General features: G+C 64.5%; 26 protein-coding genes and 1 tRNA gene. 10 read left to right on the top strand and 17 right to left on the bottom strand.

Annotation, left to right across the window (positions count from 1 at the left end):
* Positions 1 to 87: 87 nt before the first annotated feature.
* The 5 genes from FJ977_RS31960 to leuD form a co-directional block, all read right to left on the bottom strand.
* Positions 88 to 438, bottom strand: coding sequence for a VOC family protein (locus tag FJ977_RS31960; RefSeq protein ID WP_140776200.1), 351 nt, complete (start codon positions 436 to 438; stop codon positions 88 to 90).
* Positions 435 to 818, bottom strand: a complete 384-nt coding sequence (locus FJ977_RS31965) for a RidA family protein (protein ID WP_140776202.1) — start codon at positions 816 to 818, stop codon at positions 435 to 437. Before FJ977_RS31965 ends, FJ977_RS31960 begins: the two co-directional genes overlap by 4 nt.
* A 33-nt stretch (positions 819 to 851) precedes the next feature.
* Entirely contained in the window at positions 852 to 1,343 is a 492-nt protein-coding gene (locus tag FJ977_RS31970; protein WP_181180127.1) for an ester cyclase, read from the bottom strand.
* 52 nt (positions 1,344 to 1,395) lie between these two features.
* Positions 1,396 to 2,334, bottom strand: coding sequence for a hypothetical protein (locus FJ977_RS31975; RefSeq protein ID WP_140776206.1), 939 nt, complete (start codon positions 2,332 to 2,334; stop codon positions 1,396 to 1,398).
* 63 nt (positions 2,335 to 2,397) lie between these two features.
* Positions 2,398 to 3,003 (bottom strand): 3-isopropylmalate dehydratase small subunit, encoded by a 606-nt coding sequence (gene leuD, locus FJ977_RS31980; RefSeq protein ID WP_140776208.1) that lies wholly within the window; start codon positions 3,001 to 3,003, stop codon positions 2,398 to 2,400.
* A gap of 168 nt (positions 3,004 to 3,171) precedes the next feature.
* On the opposite strand from leuD, the gene FJ977_RS31985 reads away from it, so the two are divergent.
* The 4 genes from FJ977_RS31985 to FJ977_RS32000 all read left to right on the top strand — a co-directional run bounded on the left by FJ977_RS31985 (position 3,172) and on the right by FJ977_RS32000 (position 5,325).
* Positions 3,172 to 3,483, top strand: a complete 312-nt coding sequence (locus FJ977_RS31985) for a metalloregulator ArsR/SmtB family transcription factor (protein ID WP_140776446.1) — start codon at positions 3,172 to 3,174, stop codon at positions 3,481 to 3,483.
* Positions 3,483 to 3,929 carry an SRPBCC family protein gene (locus FJ977_RS31990; RefSeq protein WP_140776210.1) on the top strand — a complete coding sequence of 149 codons (447 nt, stop codon included), beginning with the start codon at positions 3,483 to 3,485 and terminating at the stop codon, positions 3,927 to 3,929. The genes FJ977_RS31985 and FJ977_RS31990 overlap by 1 nt, the downstream gene beginning before the upstream one ends.
* A gap of 46 nt (positions 3,930 to 3,975) precedes the next feature.
* Positions 3,976 to 4,464 (top strand): SRPBCC domain-containing protein, encoded by a 489-nt coding sequence (locus tag FJ977_RS31995; RefSeq protein ID WP_140776212.1) that lies wholly within the window; start codon positions 3,976 to 3,978, stop codon positions 4,462 to 4,464.
* A gap of 75 nt (positions 4,465 to 4,539) precedes the next feature.
* Positions 4,540 to 5,325 carry a DUF72 domain-containing protein gene (locus tag FJ977_RS32000; protein WP_140776214.1) on the top strand — a complete coding sequence of 262 codons (786 nt, stop codon included), beginning with the start codon at positions 4,540 to 4,542 and terminating at the stop codon, positions 5,323 to 5,325.
* A 50-nt stretch (positions 5,326 to 5,375) separates the two neighbouring features.
* Here the strand turns inward: FJ977_RS32000 and FJ977_RS32005 are convergent, their stop codons facing one another.
* From FJ977_RS32005 to FJ977_RS36005, 5 genes are read right to left on the bottom strand one after another with little or no spacing between them, the layout of a single operon-like run.
* Positions 5,376 to 6,542 (bottom strand): FAD-binding oxidoreductase, encoded by a 1,167-nt coding sequence (locus tag FJ977_RS32005; protein WP_140776216.1) that lies wholly within the window; start codon positions 6,540 to 6,542, stop codon positions 5,376 to 5,378.
* A gap of 28 nt (positions 6,543 to 6,570) precedes the next feature.
* On the bottom strand, positions 6,571 to 8,166 hold the full coding sequence (locus FJ977_RS32010) for an ATP-binding protein (RefSeq protein WP_140776218.1): 1,596 nt from the start codon (positions 8,164 to 8,166) through the stop codon (positions 6,571 to 6,573).
* Positions 8,157 to 8,849: a response regulator transcription factor gene (locus tag FJ977_RS32015; protein ID WP_140776220.1), complete on the bottom strand. Its 693-nt coding sequence runs from the start codon at positions 8,847 to 8,849 to the stop codon at positions 8,157 to 8,159. Before FJ977_RS32015 ends, FJ977_RS32010 begins: the two co-directional genes overlap by 10 nt.
* Positions 8,850 to 8,852: 3 nt before the next feature.
* Positions 8,853 to 10,400, bottom strand: a complete 1,548-nt coding sequence (locus tag FJ977_RS32020) for a DUF4173 domain-containing protein (protein ID WP_140776222.1) — start codon at positions 10,398 to 10,400, stop codon at positions 8,853 to 8,855.
* Positions 10,397 to 10,564, bottom strand: a complete 168-nt coding sequence (locus tag FJ977_RS36005) for a hypothetical protein (protein ID WP_181180128.1) — start codon at positions 10,562 to 10,564, stop codon at positions 10,397 to 10,399. Before FJ977_RS36005 ends, FJ977_RS32020 begins: the two co-directional genes overlap by 4 nt.
* A gap of 167 nt (positions 10,565 to 10,731) precedes the next feature.
* Between FJ977_RS36005 and FJ977_RS32025 the strand changes: the two genes are divergently transcribed.
* Together FJ977_RS32025 and FJ977_RS32030 are read left to right on the top strand one after the other, a co-directional pair.
* A complete protein-coding gene (locus FJ977_RS32025) occupies positions 10,732 to 11,619 on the top strand; it encodes a CoA ester lyase (protein ID WP_140776224.1) in 888 nt (295 codons plus the stop codon).
* Positions 11,620 to 11,655: 36 nt separating this feature from the next.
* A complete protein-coding gene (locus FJ977_RS32030; protein ID WP_027047555.1) occupies positions 11,656 to 11,862 on the top strand; it encodes a DUF1737 domain-containing protein in 207 nt (68 codons plus the stop codon).
* An 82-nt stretch (positions 11,863 to 11,944) separates the two neighbouring features.
* Here FJ977_RS32030 and FJ977_RS32035 read toward each other — a convergent pair whose 3' ends face one another.
* Complete coding sequence (locus FJ977_RS32035; RefSeq protein WP_056574387.1) at positions 11,945 to 12,367, bottom strand: metallopeptidase family protein; 423 nt, start codon at positions 12,365 to 12,367, stop codon at positions 11,945 to 11,947.
* Between the two features lie 171 nt (positions 12,368 to 12,538).
* Here FJ977_RS32035 and FJ977_RS32040 point away from each other — a divergent pair, with 171 nt between their 5' ends.
* Genes FJ977_RS32040 through FJ977_RS32050 form a run of 3 tightly spaced genes read left to right on the top strand, consistent with a single transcriptional unit; the run spans position 12,539 to position 18,370 of the window.
* Positions 12,539 to 13,606, top strand: a complete 1,068-nt coding sequence (locus FJ977_RS32040) for a hypothetical protein (RefSeq protein ID WP_140776226.1) — start codon at positions 12,539 to 12,541, stop codon at positions 13,604 to 13,606.
* Positions 13,548 to 15,023, top strand: a complete 1,476-nt coding sequence (locus tag FJ977_RS32045) for a DUF6504 family protein (RefSeq protein ID WP_140776228.1) — start codon at positions 13,548 to 13,550, stop codon at positions 15,021 to 15,023. Before FJ977_RS32040 ends, FJ977_RS32045 begins: the two co-directional genes overlap by 59 nt.
* Positions 15,020 to 18,370, top strand: a complete 3,351-nt coding sequence (locus FJ977_RS32050; RefSeq protein WP_140776230.1) for an error-prone DNA polymerase — start codon at positions 15,020 to 15,022, stop codon at positions 18,368 to 18,370. The genes FJ977_RS32045 and FJ977_RS32050 overlap by 4 nt, the downstream gene beginning before the upstream one ends.
* 242 nt (positions 18,371 to 18,612) lie before the next feature.
* On the opposite strand, the gene FJ977_RS32055 is transcribed toward FJ977_RS32050, so the two are convergent.
* From FJ977_RS32055 to FJ977_RS32070, 4 genes are all read right to left on the bottom strand, one after another.
* Entirely contained in the window at positions 18,613 to 18,855 is a 243-nt protein-coding gene (locus tag FJ977_RS32055) for a Trm112 family protein (protein ID WP_127872755.1), read from the bottom strand.
* A gap of 94 nt (positions 18,856 to 18,949) precedes the next feature.
* A complete protein-coding gene (locus FJ977_RS32060; protein WP_140776232.1) occupies positions 18,950 to 19,621 on the bottom strand; it encodes an LON peptidase substrate-binding domain-containing protein in 672 nt (223 codons plus the stop codon).
* A 123-nt stretch (positions 19,622 to 19,744) separates the two neighbouring features.
* Positions 19,745 to 20,746: a thioredoxin gene (gene trxA, locus FJ977_RS32065; protein ID WP_140776234.1), complete on the bottom strand. Its 1,002-nt coding sequence runs from the start codon at positions 20,744 to 20,746 to the stop codon at positions 19,745 to 19,747.
* Positions 20,747 to 20,830: 84 nt separating this feature from the next.
* Positions 20,831 to 21,328, bottom strand: a complete 498-nt coding sequence (locus FJ977_RS32070; protein WP_056574368.1) for a prolyl-tRNA synthetase associated domain-containing protein — start codon at positions 21,326 to 21,328, stop codon at positions 20,831 to 20,833.
* 210 nt (positions 21,329 to 21,538) lie between these two features.
* Between FJ977_RS32070 and FJ977_RS32075 the strand changes: the two genes are divergently transcribed.
* Positions 21,539 to 21,613: transfer RNA gene (locus FJ977_RS32075), tRNA-Gly, on the top strand.
* A 95-nt stretch (positions 21,614 to 21,708) separates the two neighbouring features.
* On the opposite strand, the gene FJ977_RS32080 is transcribed toward FJ977_RS32075, so the two are convergent.
* On the bottom strand, positions 21,709 to 22,002 hold the full coding sequence (locus tag FJ977_RS32080; protein ID WP_140776236.1) for an adenylate cyclase: 294 nt from the start codon (positions 22,000 to 22,002) through the stop codon (positions 21,709 to 21,711).
* A 297-nt stretch (positions 22,003 to 22,299) separates the two neighbouring features.
* Positions 22,300 to 23,088, bottom strand: coding sequence for a SapC family protein (locus FJ977_RS32085; RefSeq protein ID WP_140776238.1), 789 nt, complete (start codon positions 23,086 to 23,088; stop codon positions 22,300 to 22,302).
* Positions 23,089 to 23,302: the final 214 nt, after the last annotated feature.

Raw genomic sequence — 23,302 nt, forward strand, 5'->3', positions numbered from 1 at the left:
AGAAAACCGTCCCAGAAAAAGAATTTGAACCGCGGCCTTGCTAAACGCCAAGCGCTTGCGGCGCAAGCCTGCGCTTGAGACGCGCATTCACCGATGCGAGAGAATGTTGACCAGCCGGCCGAAGGGATCGCGCACATAGAAGCGCCGCACGCCCCAGGGCTCGTCGGCCGGTCCGTATTCGATGGCAAAGCCGGCGCCCTTCATGCCTTCAAGTGCGCCCTCGACATCGTCGACCTCGATCGACAGGTCGGGCACTGGCGTGCCCGAGCCGCCTTGCTCGGCAAAGCTGACCTGCACACCCATGGTCTCGGACGAACCATAGGTGGCGATCCAGCCATGATCCATGAGCAGATCGAGGCCGAGCACGTCCTGATAAAATCGCTTCGCCGCCGCGATATCCGACGTGGCGATGTTGGCAATGATGCGCCGGACCTTCATGCAGTCCGCCGCAGCGCCGTGACTTCGATCTCGATCTTCATTTCCGGCTTGTTGAGCTGGCAGACGATCATCGTCGCGGCCGGCCTGATGTCGCCGAACGTCTCGCCCAGGATCGGGAAGACCGCGTCCACAAAGGCCTGGTCGGTGATGTAGTAATGCGCCCGCACCACGTCGGCCATGTCGAAGCCGCCGTCCTTCAGCGCCTTGCCGATGGTCGCCAGGCAATTGCGGGTCTGCGCCTCGACACTGTCGGGCATCGTCATGGTGGCATAGTCATAGCCGGTCGTCCCGGAGACGAAACACCAGTCGCCCTGCACCACGGCCCGCGAATAGCCGGCGGTCTTTTCGAAGGGCGAGCCGGTGGAGATGAGTTTGCGCATGGCGTCCTTGCAAATGTTCGGTTGTTTAGATCGTCAGGCTCGCAGCTGCGCCAGGACGCCTGCGATATCGCCCATGCCCCAATGCTCGACGATACGACCGTCTTGCACCCGGAAAATGTCGCAGGAGGTGAAGCGCAGCGCCCGGCCGGTCGGTGCGACGCCGAAATAGGCACCCTTGTGCGTGCCGCTGTAGACGAAACTCGCCGCGACATGGTCCTTGTCGGCGACCACGACTTCGATGGCGACCTTGAGATCGGGCATTGCCGCCAGCCGCGCCTTGAAGAAAGCGACAGTCGCCTGTTTCGGGCTGACATTGGCCGGCGGCGGTGCGGCGGCGCTTTGTTGATGATTCACATAGGTGTCGGCGAACAGGTCGGAGAAGCCGTCGATATCGCCCGCGCTCAATGTCGCCGCGAACCGTTCCGCCAGCGATTGCGGCGCGGTCGCCGCCCGGGCGAGGGTCGGTGCCAACAAGCCGCCGCCAAGAAGCAGCGCGGCTGCCGTTACTTGTCGCCTATTCTGCATCGTAGCCTCCGTCCGGAAATGGCGACAGAACGGCAGTCCCTTGGCGACGCCGCTAGTTCGCCTCGCCCTGTGCCTTGTCCAGCGCTGCCTTGACATCGGCCGGCCATGTCTCCAGCGCCGGCCAGCCCTTTGGCTGGCCATCGTCCCCCCGGCGGGCGAAGTAGAGCTTGTGCTTGGCCGGGTCGACCGCCATGAAGCCGTCATTGCCTCCGCAGTCATGCGGCACGCAGCCGCTGGCATAGAAGGCGCCCGAAGCGGTCTTTTCCGTGCCGCCGCCGACCAGCAGGCTGGTCGCCATGTCGGGCATGTCCTTGCCGAGCAACTTTTCGGCTTCCTTGTAGACGGCCTCATTGTGGAAGGCGTCGATGATGTTGTCGTATTTCGACGGGTCGATATCCTTCCAGTCGGTGCCGGGTTCGGGCATGTAGGTCAGATTGCCCGATGTCGTCAGCCCCGATGTCGGCGACCATTGCAAGGCCGGCTTCTCATCACCCGGCAACAGATAGGGCACGAAATAAATGGCGCTGTCGGAGATTGCCGCCGGTGGCGCGCCGCATTCGTCCTGTTCGACCGTTGTGGTCTGGATCTCGCCACCTTGCGGCTTCCACACGATCACCTTTGCCGGGCCGCATTGATTGCCGCCGTCGCCGACATCGACCAGCGCCACATTGACATCGCCGATCTTCACTATCTTGTCGAAGAAGACATCGTAGTTGCTGGCCAGCTGCTTGCCGTCATAGGCGAGCACCTTCTCGCCATCCTGCTCCGGCTGCGTGATGGTCAGTTGGCCGCCCTCGAACGGTATCGGCGCCTGGCTGTCATCGTCGGCGGGCGCCGCGTCACTGGTGCTCGACGATCCCTGGTCGGCCGGCTTCTGGGCTGCCGCGGGCGTCTGCTGCGCGGCGGGCGTCTGTGTCTGCGCAAAGCCGCCCATGGTGGGAAGCAGCAACAAGGCCAGCCCGCAAACGCCGGCAAGAAGCGAACGTGCCATGACTGTCCCTCCCTCAGTCGATGCGAGCCCGGCCTGAAAGCGGCCGGGATCGGATGGTGCCGCTCAGGCCCAGGGGCGCTGCTCGGCGTTGCGCTTCTCGAACGAGGCGATGGCGCCGGCCTTCTCCATGGTCAGGCCGATGTCGTCGAGGCCGTTGAGCATGCAGTGCCGCTTGAAGTCGTCGAGGTCGAAGGCGACGACGCCGCCATCGGGGCCGCGGATTTCCTTGGCTTCGAGATCGATCGACAGAGTTGCGTTGGAGCCGCGCGAGGCGTCATCCATCAGCTTCTCGAGATCCTCGGGGCTGACGGTGATCGGCAGCACGCCGTTCTTGAAGCAGTTGTTGTAGAAGATGTCGGCGAACGAGGTCGAGATAACGCAGCGTATGCCGAAATCGAGCAGCGCCCACGGCGCGTGCTCGCGGCTCGAACCGCAGCCGAAATTGTCGCCGGCGACCAGGATCTGCGCCTTGCGGTAGGCCGGCTTGTTGAGCACGAAATCCGGGTTTTCCGAACCGTCATCCTTGTAACGCATTTCGGCGAACAGGCCGGTGCCGAGCCCGGTGCGCTTGATCGTCTTCAGATAATCCTTCGGGATGATCATGTCGGTGTCGACATTGACGATCGGCATCGGAGCGGCGACGCCGGTGAGCTTGGTGAATTTTTCCATGGCTTTGGCCCGTGTTTTCGTTGCGGGGGATTTGCTGAAGCTCCGTGTACACAAAGCCGCGGGCAAATAAAAGCCAACTGTTCGTGCGCGCCGGCACAAGGGGGATGCATGGTGCGAGATCTTGCCGCTTGACATGCAACCAAATGGTTGCATATTAAAGCCATGAGCATGGATGCAGTCTTTCGCGCGCTGGCCGACCCGACACGCCGGCAATTGCTGGACAGCCTCCACGCCAGGAACGGGCAGACGCTGAACGCGCTGTGCGCGGAGATGGACATGACGCGCCAGGCGGTGACCAAGCATCTGGCGATCCTGGAGGAAGCAAACCTCGTCACCGCCATCCGCAAGGGGCGCGAGAAGGAGCACTACCTCAACCCGGTTCCGATCAACGAGATCGCCGAGCGCTGGATCGGCAAATTCGAGCGGGGGCAATTGACCGCCCTCAGCGACTTGAAGAGACGCCTCGAAAGGAAAGACTGATGAGCAACAGCTTCGTTTACGTGACCTACATCCGTACCACGGCCGAAAAGCTCTGGGAGGCCCTGACCGACCCGGAGTTCAACCGGCAGTTCTTCCTCTGCTCCTATCAGGAGAGCGAGTGGAAAGTGGGCTCCAGCTGGAAGCTGATCCTGCCTGACGGACGTGTCGCCGATAGCGGCGAGATCCTCGAGATCGACCCGCCGCGGCGCCTGGTCATCAAATGGCGCAATGAATGGATGCCCGAGGTCAGGGAAGACGGCTACACGCGCTGCACCTTCACCATCGAGCAGGATGGCGAGCTGATGAAGCTTGCCGTGACCCATGAAGCCGACGGGCCGCACAAACTGATCGGCAATGTCGCCAGGGGCTGGCCGCTAGTGCTGGCCAGCCTCAAGAGCCTGCTTGAGACCGGCAAGGGTTTTGAGCGCCCGCCATCGAAGGAATGAAAGGACCGTTTCGGTAACGAAACAAATTTGCGCGAAGGTATCGACGATGCATGATCCCTGGGTGCGGAGCATGACCAATGGCGAGACGATCATGGCATCGGCCGAGATCGAGGCGCCGCCGGAACGCATCTTCCGGGCACTGGTCGGCGAGGAAGTCGAGCAATGGTGGGGGTCCGCCGACAGCTACCGGATGGTCGATTGGTCGGCTGACCTTCGCGTCGGCGGCCGCTGGACGGTCACCGCGCGTGGCGCCGACGGCAGGGACCTGCCGGCCAGCGGTGAATTCGTCGAGATCGAGGCGCCGCGCCGGATCGTGCAGACGCGAGCTTACGCATGGGATCATCCCACGCTTGGCCGGCGGCAAACCACGCTTGCCTGGCTGCTGCAGCCGACCGCCAGGGGCACGCGCCTGACCATCTGCCATGGCGGTTTCGCCGGGCTGGGCGAAGCGGCGACCGAGCATGCCGAGGATTGGGGCCGGGTGCTGGCCTGGCTGCAGGCGTATGTGCAAGCCGGGAGGCTGGCGGCGGCTTGAGAAGCAGGTCAGTGGCAGCGATTCTTCACGCACTCTCGCCTTGACCCGCACCGCCTCTGGTCCACATCCCCATGCATGGAAAAACAGGAATGCTTCATAGGCACGGCTGGCTGGGGAATCCCAACCCGGCACAAGGAAGACTTCCCGCAGCCCGGATCACATCTCGAACGTTACGCCAAGCGTTTTCCGATCGTCGAGATCGACACGTCCTTCTACAAGCCGCATCGCCGCGAGACCTATGAACGCTGGGCAAACTCCGTCCCGGAGCACTTCCGCTTCGCCGTGAAGACGCCGAAAGCCATGACCCATGAGCATCGTCTCGTGGATTGCGATGCGCTTGCCGAAATGTTTCTCCAGCAGGTCGAAGGTCTCGGCGAGAAGCTGGGCGTGCTTCTGGTGCAACTGCCGCCGAGCCTGCCGTTCGAGCCGGACATCGCCGGCGGCTTCTTCGACATGCTGAGCAAGCGGACAAAGGCAAGGCTGGCCTGTGAACCACGCCATCCCAGTTGGTTCGAAGCGGCGGCGGAAACGCTTCTCGCCGGCCGCCAGATTGCACGTGTGGCCGCCGACCCGGCTCCGGTCCCTGCCGCGGCAGTGCCGGGCGGCTGGTCCGGCCTTGCCTATTTTCGCTGGCATGGCGTGCCGCGTGTCTATTACTCGGACTACGATGCCGGAAGCCTCGACCGGATCGGCCGTCAGGTGCAGGAAACAGCCGCATCGGGTGCCGAGGTCTGGGGCATCTTCGACAACACGGCCGAAGGCCATGCGCTTGGCAATGCTCTCAAGGCTGATGCGATGGTTGCAAAGACTTCGTCATTCCAGGGCGAAGCAAGGAGCGAAGCGGTGAAAACCCTGGAATGACGAAGAAACTGGGACGCTTTGGCAATCCCGAAGATCGTAGCCCGTCTTGCTCAAATCACGTTCAGTTCCCGGAACGCCCTTCCTTCGGCCACGCGTTCGTAGCCGAACGCCGAGCAGTCGATCGTCCGATAGCCGCCATGCACGATCAGTTCCGCCAGCGCCTTGCCCACCGCCGGCGCCTGCTGCAGGCCGTGGCCGGAAAAGCCATTGGCGAAGAGGAAATTGCCGACCTCGGGATGCGGGCCGATCACCGCGTTCTGATCCAGCGTGTTGTAGTCGTAATGCCCGGCCCAGGCGCGGGTCGGCTTGATCGCCTCGAAGGCCGGAATGCGGGTCGCCAGCGCCGGCCAGATCACCTCTTCGAACAGCGGCCAGTTGACCTCGAAATCCCCGGGATCGGCCGGGCCGTCGCCCTCTTCCGGCTCGGCGCCGCCGGTGAGGTAGACCGAGCCCTCCGGCCGCACATAGATGCCCGAGGGGTCGACCAGCAGCGGCATGTCGGCATATTTCTCGCGCGCCTCGAAGACGAAGACGTTGCGCTTGCGCGGCTCGACCGGCAGCGAAAGTTGGGCAAACGCCGCGACCTTGCCGGCGTTCGGCCCGGCGGCGTTGACGACGATGCCGGCAGCAAGCGTCTGGCCATTGTCGAGGGAGACGCCGGTGATGCGGTTGCCCTCGCGCGCAATGGCGGTGACCGAAGCGGTTATGAAATCGATCTTCTTGTCGCGCAGCGCCTTGCGGAACAGCATCAGCATCGCATGCGCGTCGAACCAGCCTTCGCCGGTCCGGCCATAGGCGCCGGCGGAGATGCCTTCGGTCGACAGCCACGCGAAGCGCCGCGCCAGCTGCTCGGCGTCCTCGAGCACGATGTCGGCGCCCTCGGCCATCTGCGCCTCGTGATTGGCCTTGAGGATCGGCAGGCCGTTCTCCCCGGCGAGGATGAGGTAGCCGCCCTCGCGAAATCCGATATCGGCGTCCGCGCCGAATTCTTCCTTCAGCCGCCGGAACAGTTTCAGGGTGAATTGCGACAGGCGGATGTTTTCCGGAATCGAGAATTGCTGGCGGATCGAGGCCAGGGACAGTGTCGTCGCCGCATGCGCGAATTGCGGATCGCGCTCGATCAGCGCGATCGAGCCGGAAAACCCTTCCTCGCGCAGATAATAGGCAATGGAGGACCCAACGATGGCTCCGCCGATGATGACGATGTCGTAACGCATTTTTTCTCCGATCCGGTCGGCGGCCCGTCTATGCCGCCGGCAAGATGATCTCGAAGCGCGTGCCGCGCTCGCTGTCAACCAGCCTGATCATACCATCATGCGCTTTCAGGAGGGCCAGCACGATGCCGAGGCCCATGCCGGTGCCGCCAGTATCGCGCCGCGTGGTGAAGAACGGCTCGAAGATGCGCGCACGGTTGCTCGGCGAAATGCCGGCGCCGTCGTCGCCGACCAGCACCGTCGCCTTGCCGCCGGCACTTGCGGCTGTGATCGAAACCCGCGTCGCGCCGTGCCTGGCGGAATTGTCGATGAGATTGGCAAGCACGATTGCTCCGTTCTCGCCCGATATGCGCAGGGCCAGATCGCCGCCGGCCTCGACGCGGACCGCCAGCCTGCTGTCGACGGGCAGCAGCGACAGCGCGGCATCGATCGAGGTGCTTTCGCCGCTGGGTGCGAGGTTTTCGGCTTTCGCCAGATCGAGGAGCCGGCGCACCAGCAGATTGAGCCGCCCGGCATCGGTGACGATATTGTCCGAGAAGCGCCGCCGCTCGGCATCGTCCATCGCGCTGCCGGAATCGCGCATCAGTTCCGCCGCGCCCTGGATCGCCGTCAGCGGCGATTTGAGCTCGTGCGAGACATGGGTGGCGAAAGTCTGGATCGAGTCCGAGCGCGCCTGCAGCTTTTCGGCCATGTCGAGGAAGGCGGCGGAAAGCTCTGCCATCTCGTAGGTGCCGTGATGGTCGAGCGGCCGGATCGCGTCGCGCTCGCCGGCGGCGATACGCTGGGTGCGGTCGATCAGCGCATAGATCGGCCGGCTGACGGTGCGCAGGAAGACGAGGCCGATGAGTAGCGTGCCGCCCAGAATGGCGATCGCCGCCAAGGTCACCTTGCCGCGTTCGCCATAGAGATGTTTGACGATGTTGTTGGGCGTCCGTGACACGTAAACCACGCCGGCAACCTTGCCGTCGACGGCCACCGGCATGGCGACGAAGACACGCACCCTGGTGCCGCGACTGACCGAATAGAGAGGCGGCGCAGGTTGGTCGGGGATGCGCAGCCGGAGCGCGCTGGCATAGTGGCCGGCAAGTGCGTCGCGCACCTCCTGGACCTCGGCCAGCGACTGCCCGACCTCCTCGCGCCCGGCAATGACGACGCCCCTGGCGTCAAGCAGCCGGAAGCCGGCCAGCGTGGTTTTCTGCGTGGCGTCGAGAATGCCGGACAGGCGCGCACCGATCGCGGCGAAGGCGGGATCGGCGGTGGCTGATATCGCCGCCGGCCGGGTCGGCAGCACGGTGTCGGAGGCGAGATCGAGGCGCGGCTCGATCGGCCGGTAGGGCCCGTCGGGGCTGGCGCCTCGGCCGGCACTTCCGTCCGGCCGCGGCATCGGCGCGCCAAGCTTGTCCAGCACAATGCCGGCGTCACGCACCTCTTGCGCATAGATGGCGGCAATCGCCGCGCCTTGCGCGATCAGTTCCGCCTCGGTCTGGCGGATCAGCTGGTTCTCGTAGAGGCGGAAGAAGAACAGGCCGACCAGCGGCAGCGCCATCACCAGGATCAGGATGGCGACGACGACCGTGGCAAGCCGTGGCCGCCATTTGCGGCCGATCCACTTGCTCGTCAGCCGCATCGGCCGAGCCGGAAGCCGACGCCATGCACGGTCTCGATGGCGTCGAGGCAACCCACCGCCGCCAGCTTGGCGCGGATGTTGCGGATATGGCTGTCGACTGTACGGTCGGCGACATGGACCTTGCCGGCATAGGCGTTTGCCATCACCGCGTCGCGGTCGAGCACATGCGTCGGCCGCGCCAGAAACCCTCTCAGGATCGAGAACTCGATCCCCGTCAGGGCAAGCGGCTGGCCGTCGAAGCTGGCGGCGTGGCTCGCCGGCGCCAAAGCGAGCTTGCCGTGCGCGAACTGCCTGTCGTCGATCGGTTCCGGCGCCGCCGGGCGCGCGCGGCGCAGGATGACGTTGACACGGGCGACGAGCTCGCGCGGGCTGAACGGCTTCGTCACATAGTCGTCGCCGCCCATTTCGAGACCGAGGATGCGGTCGATCTCTTCGTCGCGCGCGGACAGGAACAGCACCGGCACGTCGGATCGCTGCCTGAGCCGCCGGCAGACCTCCAGCCCGTCCATCTCGGGCATGCCGATGTCGAGCACGATGAGGTCGGGCGGATGCCGTTCGACCGCCTGCAAGGCGGCGGCGCCATCGGAAACGGCTGAAGTCTTCATGCCGGCCTTTTCCAGCGCGAAGCAGATCACTTCGCGGATATGCGGATCATCGTCGGCGACGAGGATGTGATGCGGCATGGATCAGCGGCCCGTCCCGTACGGTTTGGTGGCATCAGGAACCACGAACGACCCCCTGGTGTCGAGATATCGAAGCAGGCGCCAGTCGCGAAAGCTCCAGGCCCGCCAGTTTTCCTGGACGGTTCGGTACCAGCCTTCATCGATGGCACGCAGTCTCGCCAGTTCGAGTGTGGCGCCGGCTTCAGCCGTCCTGCTTTGATGATCGAAGAAGCGATCGAGCGCCGGAAACGCGCCCGGACCGAGCGAGCGCAGATACCAGGCGTCGAGGGGAATGCCCTGGCCGGTCATTTCGAAGGAATGGTCGACATTGTAGTTGGCGATCGTGGCGGCGAAGTTGATGAAACAACAGGCATAAAACATCGCCGATAACGTCAGAAGATTGGCGGACAGGAGCCATTCATTGGATTTTCCAAGCGCGATGCGGGCGATGATAAGCGCAAGGCCCGCCGCCACCAGTACCATCCAGACGAAGGCGGCGATGCGCCAGTAGGTCAGCGCGTAGATGCCGACATAGAGGTCGAGCCGCAGGATCGACGAGATGACCAGCATGATGTTCTGCGCCACCCAGGCATAGACCAGCCGGCGGATGAGCGGATCCGCCGAGGTTTCGCTTCCGGGCCTGAGCGCCGCAAGGACGAAACCGGCGGCAAGCAGCGCCGTGACGATCAGGGGATAGGCGCCGCGATGCGCATAGGCGGCGTAGCTCAACCCGTCGGGAAGGGCTGCCCCACCCCACAGGTAGGTGGCGTCGAGCCCGGTCTGCAGCGCGAACAGGATGTTGAAGACGACAAGCGCGCGCAGGATGGCTGCCTTGCCGAACACTATATCCTCGACGACATGCCTGTCCGGGACGGCCGCCGGCTGGGCATCGGCAGGGGGATGGTTCGGCCGAGGGAGGCGCTGCCGGAATCGCGGCAGGCGTGGCCGCAGAAAGGCCCAGACGCCGGCGAGCACGAACAGCCAGAAGGCAATACGCGCCAGCTGGATGAGATCGAGCAGCTTCATCAGGTCGATCAGCGACAGCCAGTGGTCGATGACCGGATTGGCGGCGCCGAACAGCGCCAGGAAGACGGCGCCCAGCGTCAGCGGCATCACCCAGACCGCGATCGCCGCCAGCCGGATGCGGCGGCCGCCGAACCGGCGCGCGGTCTTGCGCCAGCGGATGAAATCATTGGCGAACCGGAACGGCGCCGCCAGCCAGAACAGTGCGATCTGGCCGGCAATGCGGGCGATGCGGTGTCGCAGGCGGCCGCTCAGCGAAAGCGCGAACACGACCAGGGCCGACAGTGCGATCGCGACCGACAGCGCGCTGACGTTTTCGGCGAGCGGCAGCAACGCGACAAGCAAGGCGGCGGGCTTGAGCCAGACCCTGCCGTCGCTGAAGGCCGCGGGGTGCACGGCCACGATCGCCGCGGCGATCAGGAGGGCGAACAGGAAAACCGCGATGCCGGCGGGCTGGCCATAAAACAGAAAATCCGCCAGCACGACCAGCAGCACGGCAACGCCGAAGCGGCTGCAATAGTTTGGTGCCGCTGTGAAGAACGATGTCATGAGCGGACCTTCCTGATCGCGGGCGACCGCATGGCCGGCAAGCTCTTGCGGACAAAGGGAATGAGGATCGCCGCGGGATTGGCGCGCGGCGGTTCGACCAGCCACCAGCCTTCGCTGCGCAGCCGGTAGGGCAGGGACCAACGGGGTTTTGCTCGCTTTTGCATGCCGCCTGTCTCGCAGGCCGGCAGGGAGACGGCAGGGCGGATCCGAGGAGCTTTTCCGCAGGCCTGTGCAGTTTTCGTGCAGGGCCTGTGCCAACTTCGGCGATTGGCTCGTGTCAGGCACCGGTCGGACGCTTGCCTCGACCATCCACAGACGGCATAGATCGGATATGACCGAACCCTACCGCCCGCGCCGCTCGGTGCTCTATGTCCCGGCCTCCAGCGACAAGGCATTGGCCAAGATCGCGCAGCTTGCCTGTGATGCCGTCATCATCGACCTCGAGGATGCCGTCGCCCCGGCCGACAAGGTCGCCGCCCGTGAAAAGCTGGCTGGCATTTTCGCCAATCGCCCGGTCGCCTCTGGCCGCCGCTGCGAGATGGTGGTGCGCGTCAACGCGCTGGCCAGCGAATGGGGCGCCGACGACCTGCTGGCCGCGGCAAAATTCGAGCCCGACGGCATCCTGTTGTCCAAGGTCGCCACACCGCGCGACATCCTTGAGGTCGGCGACGTGCTGGATGACAATTTTGCCCCCGACAGCGTGAAGCTGTGGGCGATGATCGAGACGCCCAAGGCCATGCTCAACATCGGCGCGATCGCCGAGCTTGGCCGCGATCCGGCCTCACGGCTCAATTGTTTCGTTGCCGGAACGAATGACCTGGCCAAGGACACCGGCGTGCTGGCGACGCCGGACCGGCGCTATCTCGTGCCGTGGCTGATGCAGATGGTGCTGGCCGCGCGCGCCGGCGGTCTCGACATGCTCGACGGCGTAGCCAACGATTTTCGCGACCTCGACGCCTTTGCCCGCGAGTGCGCGGAAGCGGCGGCCATGGGCTTCGACGGCAAGACCCTCATCCATCCGGCCCAGATCGACGCGGCGAACCGCGCCTTCGCGCCGTCGCCGGCAGCGCTGACCGAGGCGCGCCTGGTGAAGGACGCGTTTGCCCTCGCCGAAAACAGCGGCAAGGGCGTGATCGCGCTGAATGGCAGAATGGTCGAGCGGCTGCATCTGGCGCAGGCCGAAAAACTGCTGGCGAAGGCCGCCGCCATCGGCGCATGATCGCGGCCAAGTTCATTCACGACAGGACTTGAGAAAATGAAACTCTACCGCTTTCTGACCGGCCCGGACGACGCCAGCTTCTGCCACAAGGTGACGGCGGCGCTGAACAAGGGCTGGCACCTGTTCGGCTCGCCGACCTATGCCTATGACAAGAAAGCCAAGACCATGCGCTGCGGCCAGGCCGTGGTGAAGGATGTCGATGGCCAGGAATACGGGCCGGACACCAAGCTCAGCGACTGGTAGGGGCTTCCTCTCTTCGTCGTCCTAGGGCGAAGCAAGGAGCGAAGCGACGCGGCGCAGACCCTAGGGTGATGAAGGTTCGAGCCTATTCAGCCGCTTCCTCGATCCGCTCCATATCATCGTCCGACAGGCCGAAATGGTGGCCGATCTCGTGGATCAGCACATGGGTGACGATGTCACCCAGCGTTTCCTCGTTTTCGGCCCAGTAGTCGAGCATGGCGCGGCGGTAGAGCGTGATGCGGTTCGGGCCTTCGCCGGTCTGCGGGTTCCAGCGCTCGGCGATGCCGCGTCCCTCGAACAGGCCGAGCAGGTCGAACGGCGTTTCCAGCGACAGGTCGTCCATGATTTCGTCGGTCGGGAACTCGGCGATCTGGATGACGATCTCGCCGGTCAGCTTGCGAAACTCCTCCGGCAAATGGGCATAGGCCTCCAGCGCGAGGAACTCCAGCTCCTCCATCGAGGGCGCAAGTTCGCCATGCCAGGTTCGGGTTTTGTAGATGCGGGCCATGCTTTATCCTTTGATCCCGGCATATAGGCTTTCGCACCGGTCGAGGCAAATAACAGGGCTGAGGCGCACGGCATGAGGAATAAATTCCTTGTGACTCTGCTTGACTCTTCAACCGCCCTCTGGAATCTATAAGAACATAACAGGAACAATTGTGAGTGGAAGCTGACCGTCATGGCGATGAGCGCCGTGGCGCGGGAGACTGTTTTTGCCCTGCGCCGCCAGATCGCGAAAATCGAGGGAACGCTGCCCGAGCGCCTGCAGGTGCCGGCTGGCGCGCCGCTTGATGCTGGCGTCAGCGCCGATGTCACGTCCAATGCCGATCTCACGATCGTCCGGCGCGGCCTTGCCGCGGCCCTGCCGGATGCCTTCCTGCCCACCGGCGTCGAACGCCTCGATGCCGCCCTGAGCGGCGGCCTGCCGAAAGCCGCCTTGAGCGAAATCCATGGCGGGCAAACCCGCGATGCCGGAGCCGTTGCCGGCTTCGCTCTGTCGCTCACCAGCCTGATCCTGAAGCAGGCACACGGACTGCCGGTGCTGTGGATCGGTACATCGGAGATCTTTGGCGAGGCCGGCTTTCCCTATGCCAGGGGGCTGCATGCCGCGTTCGGCATCGAGCCCGGGCAATTGCTGTTTTCCGAGGCGCCCAGGCTCGTCGATGCGCTGTGGGTAGCCGAGGAGGCCGCCCGGATGACGGCGCTCGCCGCCGTCATCCTGGAGATTCGCGGCAACCCGCAGCGGCTGGACCTGACCGCGACGCGCCGGCTGCATGCAAGGGCGGCAAGTGCCGGCCGGCCGGTGTTCCTGCTGCGGCAGGCGGCCGAGCCCGAACCGACCGCGGCGCCAGTCCGCCTCATTGTCGCATCGGCGCCTGCCGTGCCGCGCGCCACGATCACCGGGCCGCTCGCCGGTTCGATCGGCCGCCCCGCCTTCACCATCACCATCGGCAAGAGCCGCACGGCCCTGCCCGGACAATTCACACTGGAGTGGAACCCCGATGAACGCGCATTCGACGAGAGATGGGGCGAAGAAAGACGAAGCGAGGAAAGACGGGCAGGCCGGCCAAAGAATCCTGTCCCTGTGGTTTCCCTACCTCGCGGCCGAAAGGATCCTGCGGCAGCGTCTGGGGCGGTCCTGGCGTTCCCGGCCGTCGGATCACCCGACGCCATCTCACCCACCGCTCGTGATCAGCCACCGCCAGGGGAACGCGCAGCGCATTTCGGCCCTCGACGAGCGGGCTGAGGCACTGCACCTGAAGCGCGACATGGGCATTGCCGATGCGCGCGCCATGCATCCGTCGATCGACATCGTCGAGGCCGATCCGGAAGCCGACCGCCGCCTGCTCGAAGGCCTTGCCGACTGGTGCGACCGCTACACCCCGCTGGTGGCGCTGGATGGGACGGACGGCCTGTTCCTCGATGTCACCGGCTGCACCCATCTGTTCGGCGGCGAACGCGCCATGCTCGACGACATCCTGTCGCGCTTCTTCCATCAGGGGTTCGATGTCCGCGCCGGCCTTGCCCCGACGCCGGGAGCGGCCTGGGCGGCGGCACGCTTTTGCGGCGACCGCATCGTCGCCGGCGGCGAGGAGGAAGCACTGCTGGCACCCTTGCCGCTCGCAGCATTGCGCATAGCGCCGGAAACCCGAGCCAGCCTGGAGAGCGTCGGCCTGCGCACGGCGGGCGCCGTCATGGCGGCACCGCGCGCGCCGCTCGCCCGCCGCTTCGGCGCCACCCTGCTGCTGCGCCTCGACCAGGCGCTTGGCCGTCTCGACGAGGCGGTCTCGCCCCGCCTTCCCGTCGCGCCGCTTTCTGTCGAGCGCCATCTCGCCGAGCCCGTCACGCTGACCGAGGACATCGAGCGGCTGGTCGGCCTGCTGGCGACGACCTTGAAGACCGATCTCGAGCGCCGTGGCGAGGGCGCCCGGACGCTGGCGCTGCTGCTCTTCCGCGTCGACGGCGCGGTCAGCCGCATTGCGCTCGGCACCTCGCGGCCGATGCGCGATCCCCGGCTGATCCAGAAGCTGTTCCATGAAAGGCTGGCGGCACTCGAGCAGAGTATCGATGCCGGCTATGGCTTCGACCTGGTGCGGCTTTCCGTACTGGCCGTCGCCGCTTTCGACATGGCGCAGGCCGACCTGACGGGCGACGTGGCCGATGACGGCGCCGATATCGCGCTGTTCGCCGACCGCATCCGCGCCCGGCTCGGCGAAGGCGCGGTCCTGCAGCCGGTCGCCGTGGAAAGCCATCTGCCGGAACGCGCCGTCGCCATCATCCCCTTCACCGAGGCGCCGCGCCGGACCACGCCGCCGAAGAAGCCGGACAGGATGCAGGCGCCCAAAACCATCTTCCCGCCGGAGCGGCCGATCCGGCTGTTCCGCGCGCCCGAACTCATCGAGGTGCCTGCCACCGAAATGCCGGAGGGGCCGCCGCTGCACTTCCGCTGGCGGCGCGCGCTCTACCGCGTCACCCGGGTCGAGGGTCCGGAACGCATCGCCGCCGAATGGTGGCGTGAGGCGTCAAGCGATCCGGCGACATCCACCCGGGACTATTTCCGCATCGAGGATGCCGACGGCCGCCGCTTCTGGCTCTACCGGCAAGGCCTTTATGGCAACCCGCAGGTGCCGCCGCGCTGGTTCATGCACGGGGTCTTCGCATGAACGCGCTGACCGTCATCCCCTATGCCGAGTTCGGCATCCAGTCGAATTTCTCCTTCCTGCGCGGCGCCTCCAAGCCGGAGGAGCTGGTGGTCGCGGCCAAGCTCCTGGGTTTCTCCGCGATCGGCCTTGCCGACCGCAACACGGTTGCCGGCGTGGTGCGCGCCTGGCAGCAGGCCAAGGTCGAAAAACTCTTCTATCATCCCGGCTGCCGGCTGGTTTTCGGCGACGGCACGCCGGACATTCTCGCCTATCCCCGGAACCGTGCGGGCTGGGGGCATCTGTGCCGCATGCTCACCCAGGCCAATCTGCGCGACGAAACCGAAAAGGGCGCCACGCTTCTCCAGCGCAGCGATCTCCTGGAATGGGGGGACCTGATGTCGCTGGCGATCCTGCCCGATCTGGTGGCGGAGGCGCAAGGCACTCTTGCCCTGCTTCGCCAGCTCAAGGATCGTTTCGGCAAAGCCCTGCGGCTTGGCGTCTCGCCCGACTATGCGGGCAATGACCGTTTCCGGATCGAGCAGGCGGCGGCGATGGCCGAGAGTGCCGGCATCCCGCTGATGGCGACCAACGATGTCCTCTACCACACGGCCGAACGGCGCCCATTGCAGGACGTGCTGACCGCGATCCGCCTCAATACGCCCGTCGCCGAGGTCGGCCTCGAACTCACCGCCAACGCCGAGCGTCACCTGAAGCCGCCGTTGGAGATGGCGCGCCTGTTCCGCAGGCACCCGCAAGCGCTGGCCGAGACGCTGCGTTTCGGGGAGAGTCTAGAGTTCTCTCTGGAAGAGCTGAAGCACAACTACCCGGAAGAGACCACCGAGGCAGGCGTCGACCCTCAGACCGAACTGGAAAGATTGACTTGGGATGGCGCCAGGAAACGTTACCCCGAGGGCATCCCTGACAAAGTGGAAGGTCTCATCCGGCATGAACTCACAATTGTTGGCCTGAAGAAATATGCCCGTTATTTCCTTACCGTTCGCGACATCGTTCGGTTCGCGCGCTCGGAGGGTGTTCTGTGTCAGGGACGCGGCTCCGCCGCAAACTCCGTCATTTGTTTTTGCCTTGAGATTACGGAAGTTGATCCCAGCCTTCTGGACGTTCTTTTTGAGCGTTTTGTTTCAACGGAACGTGACGAGCCCCCAGACATTGATGTCGATTTCGAGCATGAAAAGCGCGATGTCGTCATCCAGTATATTTACAACAAATACAGTGCCAAGCGCACGGCACTTGCTGCTGCTGTCATCAGCTATCGCGGTCGCTCGGCACTACGCGAAGTGGCGAAGGCGATGGGCCTCTCCGAGGATGTCAGAAGCGCATTGTCGAGCACGATCTGGGGCTGGTCAACCTCTGAGCTTGGCGAGAAGGAGGCTCACGCCGGCGGCATCAACCGTGCCGATCCACTGGCGAGACTGGTGATCGAGCGCTCCAACGATATTATGGGCTTTCCTCGTCATCTGTCCCAGCATGTCGGCGGCTTCGTCATCACCAAGGATCGGCTTGACGAGATCGTCCCCATCGTCAAGACGGCGATGGACGAGCGCAAGATGGTCGAATGGGACAAGGATGACCTCGACAATGTCGGCATCCTCAAAGTCGATGTGCTCGCGCTAGGGATGCTGTCTTGCCTGAGGCGCGCCTTTGATCTGCTGGAAACTCACTACGGTGTGAGAGACAAATATGGCCGGCGCCTGACCCTAGCGACGATTCCGCAAAAGGATGGCCGCGTCTACGATATGATCTGCCGTGCCGACACGCTTGGGGTTTTCCAGATCGAATCGCGCGCCCAGATGTCCATGCTGCCGCGTCTCAGGCCCCGCACATTCTATGATCTGGTCATCGAAGTGGCGATCGTTCGGCCCGGCCCGATCCAGGGCGATATGGTTCACCCCTACCTCCGCCGACGGCAAGGGAAAGAGAAGGTTGAGTATCCGAGCAAGGAGCTTGAAGCCATTCTCAAGCGGACGCTCGGTGTGCCGCTGTTTCAAGAGCAAGCAATGAAGATCGCCATTGATGCCGGGGGCTTCTCTCCCGGCGAGGCAGATAAGCTAAGGCGCGCGATGGCCACCTTTAAACGCAATGGCACGATCGGGAACTATGAAACGCTAATGATCGAAGGGATGGTCAAGAAAGGCTACAAACGAGACTTCGCCGAGCGCTGCTTCAAGCAGATCGAAGGCTTTGGCGAATACGGCTTTCCTGAAAGCCACGCCGCCTCCTTCGCTCTGCTCGTCTATGCCTCGTGCTGGTTCAAGACCTTCTATCCCGACGTGTTCTGCGCCGCGATCCTGAATTCGCAGCCGATGGGATTCTACCAGCCGGCGCAACTGGTACGCGACGCGCGCGACCATGGTGTCGACATCCGCGAGGTCGACGTCAATTATTCAGTCTGGGACTGCACCCTGGAAAAGGCAGCTTTCGATCCGGCCCGCATCCTGCCGCGCCATGCCGAGATGCGTGGGGTCATCGAGACAAATCATGCGCTGCGCCTCGGTTTCCGGCAGATCAAGGGGCTTTCCAAGGAACGCATGGAGCAATTCGTCACGCGACGCGGCTCAGGCTACGAGACCGTCCGGGATGTCTGGCTGCGCTCCGGCCTCGATGTCGACGAGATCGAGCGGCTGGCGCAGGCCGATGCCTTCCGTTCGATCGGCCTCGACCGCCGTGCCGCACTGTGGGAGGTGCGCGCGCTGGGCGCCAGGAGTGCGGCCGAAAAACTGCCGCTGTTCGACCAGCCGGCATTGCGCCTGCGCGAACTCGAGCCCGAGACGAAGCTGCCGAAAATGCCGCTCGGCGAACACGTCATCCACGACTACCGCTCGCTCGGCCTGTCGCTGAAGGCACATCCCGTCGCCTTCCTGCGCGAACGGCTCGACCGCGCCGGCGTCACGCCCAATGCCAACCTGCCTTCAATACGCGACGGCAGGCGGGTTTCCGTCGCCGGCCTCGTGCTGGTGCGCCAGCGCCCCGGCAAGGGCAACGCGATCTTCCTGACGCTGGAGGATGACAAGGCTGTCGCCAATGTCATTTTCTGGGAGCGGACCTTTACCCGCTTCCGCCCCATCGTCATGGGTGCGCGGTTCGTGAAGGTCAGCGGGAAATTGCAGTCGGAATCGGGTGTGATCCATATCGTGGCGGAAAAGATCGAGGATCTGACGCCCTGGCTGACCGTGCTCCTGGAGAAGGTCAGCGGGGCCGGAGCGCCTGGCGCCTCCCCGGCGCCCGCCAAGGCAGAGGCTCCGGGTCGCGACAGCAGACCCGCGCCACGCAATGCGCCGGCCGGACAGGATATTGCAATGCTGTCGGAAGAGGCGGAACGCGTCATGCCCAAGGGCCGCAATTTTCAGTAGGTGCGGCCCTTACCTTCGTCATCCACGGGCGGAGCAGGAGCGAAGCTCCGTCGCGCAGACCCCGAGAATCCATGCCGCGACTTCAAACGAAGAGTGTCACGGTCCAGAATTGCGTCTCTATATCGTGGGAAGAAAGGCACCTGGTTCTGGACCGCTTCCGCACGTCACATACGTCGCGGCGTGGATCCCAGGGTCTCCGCGACGCCGCTGCGCGGCTGCTTCGCCCTGGGATGACGAAGCGACTACGAAGGCCCACCCAGCCGCGGCGGCGCCAGCACATCCTCCGCCGAGATGGTCCGCGCCTCGGAGGGCAGCATGATCGGGATGCCGTCGCGCACCGGATAGGCGAGCTTGGCGACCCGCGAGATCAGTTCGCCCCGCTCCGGATCCCAGGCCAGCGGCCCCTTGGTCAGCGGGCAGGCCAGGAGCTCCAGCAACTTGGGGTCGACATTGAAATTCTTTCCGTCACGCCCATCCGCCGCCACCGTGTCGCCTCCTGACCAACCATCGGAAGATGCGTTGAGATTCAGGCCAGGCCGGGTCGAAAAGTGGCCGGCATCACCTGAATATCGGCACATCTTACTGCAGACTCGAGCCAAAATCCTCATTCTCGCGCGCCAGCGCCATTTCGGTGATGGCGATCAGCGTTTCGGCCCTTGTCTTCAGGTCGGCGGCCTCGAGCAGCGCCTGTTTCTCGGCCGGACCATAGGGCGCCATCATCGACAGCGCGTTGACCAGCATGGCATTTTCGGCGCGGCTGACGCTTTCCCAGTCGGCTTCGAGATCATTGGCCTGCAGATAGGCGCGAAACGCCCTCAGCAGCGCCGGCCGGTCGATCTCGTTCGCCGCCGGATCGTCATCGAGATCGGCGAGGAAAGGCGCCGGTTTCGCCTGGCGAAACGGCGTCTTGACCGTCAGTTCATGGCCGATGCGAAACCGGCACACGCCCTGCAGCGAAATCAGGTAGCGGCCGTCGCCGGTCTCGGAAAAGGCGATGATGCGGCCGGCGCAGCCGACATTGCAGAGCTGAGGCTCGCCATCGTCGCGCAAGGCGCCGTCAAGACTGGGCTGGATGACACCGATGAGCCGCGAGCCGGCGACCGCCTCGTCCACCATTTGCAGGTAGCGCGGCTCGAAGATGTTGAGCGGCATGCGGCCGCCCGGCAGCAGAAGCGCCCCCTCGAGCGGAAAGATCGGGATCGTCGAGGGCAGATCCTTGGCGAGCCGGTAATGCGCGTTTCCCGCTTGCACCATAGTCCTCCCATCGACTTCTACAGCTTCCCGCCGCCGGGATCATCGGCGAACCGGCGCCAGCTTCCTAATCTGGCGCGGCCACCGCCGACGCCAAGCCCATGCGACGAAACAGCCGCCGGCTCAGGAAAACAGCAGCGCCGACAATTTGCGCCGCGCCGCCAGCGTCGCCTCGTCGGTCATGCCCCAGGCCTCGAAGAACTGCAGCAATTGCGTCCTGGCGCCATCCTCGTTCCAGGCGCGGTCGGCCTTGATGATGGCCAGCAGATTGTCGGCCGCCGCCGTGCGCTCGCCCTTGGCGTTCTGGATCATGGCCAGATCGAAACGGGCCTGATGATCCCCGGGATTTTCCGCCAGGCGCCGCTCGAACTCCGCCGGATTGCCGAGCGTCGCCGCTTGCGCGGCAAGCGCCATCTTGGCACGCAGGGCGGCAAGCGCCGGCGCATCCTTCTTGGCCTCAGGCGCCGTCGCCAGCAACGCCTCGGCGCCTTCCGTGTCGCCGGCCTCGAACAGCAGGTCACCCAGCCCGGCGATCGCCTCGACCGTCTCCGGCGCCTGCGCCAGGATGGCGTCAAAAATGTCGGCGGCGGTCTGCATGTCGCCGGCGTCGCGGGCTTCCGTCGCCGCCGCCAGCGCCTCGGCCACGGCCGGGGCGCCATTGCCCTTGCCGCCGACCTTGGTGATGAATTCGGCGATCTGGCTCTCCGGGATCGCGCCCATGAAGCCGTCGACCGGCTGGCCGTCCTTGAAGGCGATGACCGCCGGAATGGACTGGATGCCGAGCTGGCCGGCGATCGAGGGGTGATCGTCGATGTTCATCTTGACGAGCTTGACCTTGCCGCCGGCGGCCTTGACCGCCTTTTCGAGCTGCGGCGTCAGCTGCTTGCAAGGCCCGCACCATGGCGCCCAGAAATCGACCAGCACCGGCTGGCGGCGCGATTCCTGGATGACGTCGGCAGCGAAGGCGGCGGTCGTCGTGTCCTTGATGACGTCGCCAGCGGCAGGAGGCGCGTCGCCAAGCGCGACCTTTGCCGGCGCGGGTGCGGTTCCGCCATACTGCACTGATGTGGCATACTGGCCGCCATTGCTGCCGAATGACCCGCCAAACGGATTGTTGTCGCTCATCTCGTCACCCTTTCGGTCGCGCCGCCGGCCCGCGGGTCGGCGCAATGTCTTCACTGGAAGTCGGTTTCGCCATCCATGTGGCGATCATGCCGAGACTTTCAAGATAGCAGCATCATGCCCGGTTGCCTCGACGAATCTGATGAGGTCGGCCGCCGCGATCGATGTCGTCGCCTCATTGGTCAGCGGATGCGCATTGATGACGGCATGATCCATCAAATCCTTGTCGAGCACCAGCTTCACCTTGTTTGCCGTGTCGTTGATGACGCCAAAGACGGTGACCGCGCCCGGCGAAACGCCCAGAAGCTCCATCAGCATCTCCGGTTTGCCGAACGAAACACGGCTGGCGGCGCCGATCAGCTGATGGATCTGCTTCAGGTCGACGACAGCGTCCTCGCCGACGGTGACCAGGAAGAAATTGTCCTTCTTGTCCTTCAGGAACAGGTTCTTAGTGTGCCCGCCGTCGATTTCGCCGCGCAGCGCCTGCGAATCGGCCACCGTATAGAGCGGCGGATGGCGTTTCGTCGAAACGGCGATGCCCAGTTCGGCAAGAAAGGCAAAAAGCTCGGCTTCTGTCTTCGGCATTGGTTTCTTCTTTGTCCGTTTCCTGCCTTGCCGTTTACGGCCAATGAGCCGTCAGACACAAGACTATCGCGCGATGGCACAATGAAATCCGCGCATCGCGGCGGTTTGCCGGCATCACTCGAGAGGTTGTAAAAAGGCTGCGATTTCCCTGTTGCAATCGCCGCGCTCTTAAGCCATATAGGCCCGGCTTGCGGCCAAGACGCCGTGTGAGCGGGTGTAGCTCAGGGGTAGAGCACAACCTTGCCAAGGTTGGGGTCGAGCGTTCGAATCGCTTCACCCGCTCCAATTTCCTTAAGGAAATTAAGCATCGAAAAGCCGCGGTCCGCCGCGGCTTTTTCGTTTTTGGGGGCGGGCTGAACCCCGGCGCCAAGGGCCGGTCGTCACTTTTGGGACTGTTGGAAGCCCGCAACATCGTACTGAGATACGCTCTTCGGATTCTTGGAGTTCTGCGGCTGGGTCCCCGCGTAATGCGTTCCAGCGTTTCCGTTCGGGTTGAAGGCTGAACCCGGGGCGGTGCTGGCATTGCCAGGCGTGGCAGTCCCTGTCTGGGGGGTGCCGATTGTCTGATTGGGCTGACCCTTCGTCCCCGTTACCGAGTGGACATTGGCGGCCAAGGCCGGGCCGGCGGAGGTTGCAAGCAAGCCCAGCACCATGGGAATGAGGCGATGTTTCATCGTTGTTCTCCCAAAAGCGGTTGATTCAAGGGCGCTCGGGGTCTCAGGAGCACCCGGCGAACTAACGATTAAACGCTCCTGGGACCACCGTTCATCCCGAACATTTCGAATCCGTGATGTGGGGCGACACTGACATGGCTTGTTGCATAGGATAACCCGCGCCGGTCTGATGGATGCGCGAGACATCCGGAATTCCGGCGCCGACTTGGAATTCGCACCCGCAAGCCAATTTTCAGGCGGCGTTGTGCCGGCCTGTCGTCGGGCCGGCTCTTTTCGTTTTCAGACGGGCGGCCGCCCTTACCCCGCCTTGCGCAGCGACGCCTGGTGCACCAGCGAGGTCCAGCTGTTGGTCGAGGCGAGGTGGCAGTAGAGCAGGGTGAGCGCGCCGGATTTCCTCAGGTCGAGGAAGGCCTCGTCGCTCAATTTGTTGAAGGCGTCCTCGTCGATCACCTGGAAATCGGTGAGGTTGAGGGTTTCGCCGCCTTCCAGCGTCACCGTGCTCTGGCGCGGCGCGAACAGGCCATGCGCGTCGATCCTCTCGACCATCGCGCGGGTGGCCCTGAAGTCGATCTGGAACTGATTGCAGAAGGCCAGCGCCTGCCTCGTCGCTTCCGTCGGCTCGGCGCCCTTGAAGAAGGGGGCTATCTTGTCGTCACGCAGTGGCGACAGGCCCTTGTCGACGACCCGCTCGCTTGCCCTGTCCACGCACAGCGTCAGCCGGCCCGCCGTGGTCGGGTCCTCGGCCAGGATGAAGGGATAGCGGCGGACATAGGCGGGAATGTAATGCGGCGCGGTCCACCGGCCGTCGGTGCCGACGAACAGGTTCTCGCCCTGACGCACGCCGGTGATGATCACCGGTGCCTTGGCCGGACCGATGAAGACGATCGGATAGGAGCGCATCGCCGCCGGCATCTCCGACGCCACCACCGGAATGGCATGCACCCCGCGCGCGAAGGAAAGGTCGCTGCGCGCGGTCAGGCCCAGCGAGCCGTGCCGTGCCGGGTTGAGCGCCTCGGGCCTGGAATAGAACAGCGGCATGGCATCGCTTCCCGGCACCGCCTCCGTCTTCGCCGCCTTGTCCGCCATGGTCGATCCCTTTCTCACGCCAGCCGATCGAGCCGGCTTCTTCAGCATCGGACCCCGAAGACCGGAATCCGCTTTTGCCGCGCTGATCTTGCTTGGGCAAGAATCCGGCGCGGCAGCAAGCTACTACAGTGTCCATTGGCATGGAATCGGTCACCCCGCACCATCCCGGTGTCGCTGGCCGGCTTTACCAGCCATCGCCAAGCCGGAGCCGATC

This window comes from Mesorhizobium sp. B2-1-3A (genome assembly GCF_006442655.1).
Classification (GTDB): domain Bacteria; phylum Pseudomonadota; class Alphaproteobacteria; order Rhizobiales; family Rhizobiaceae; genus Mesorhizobium.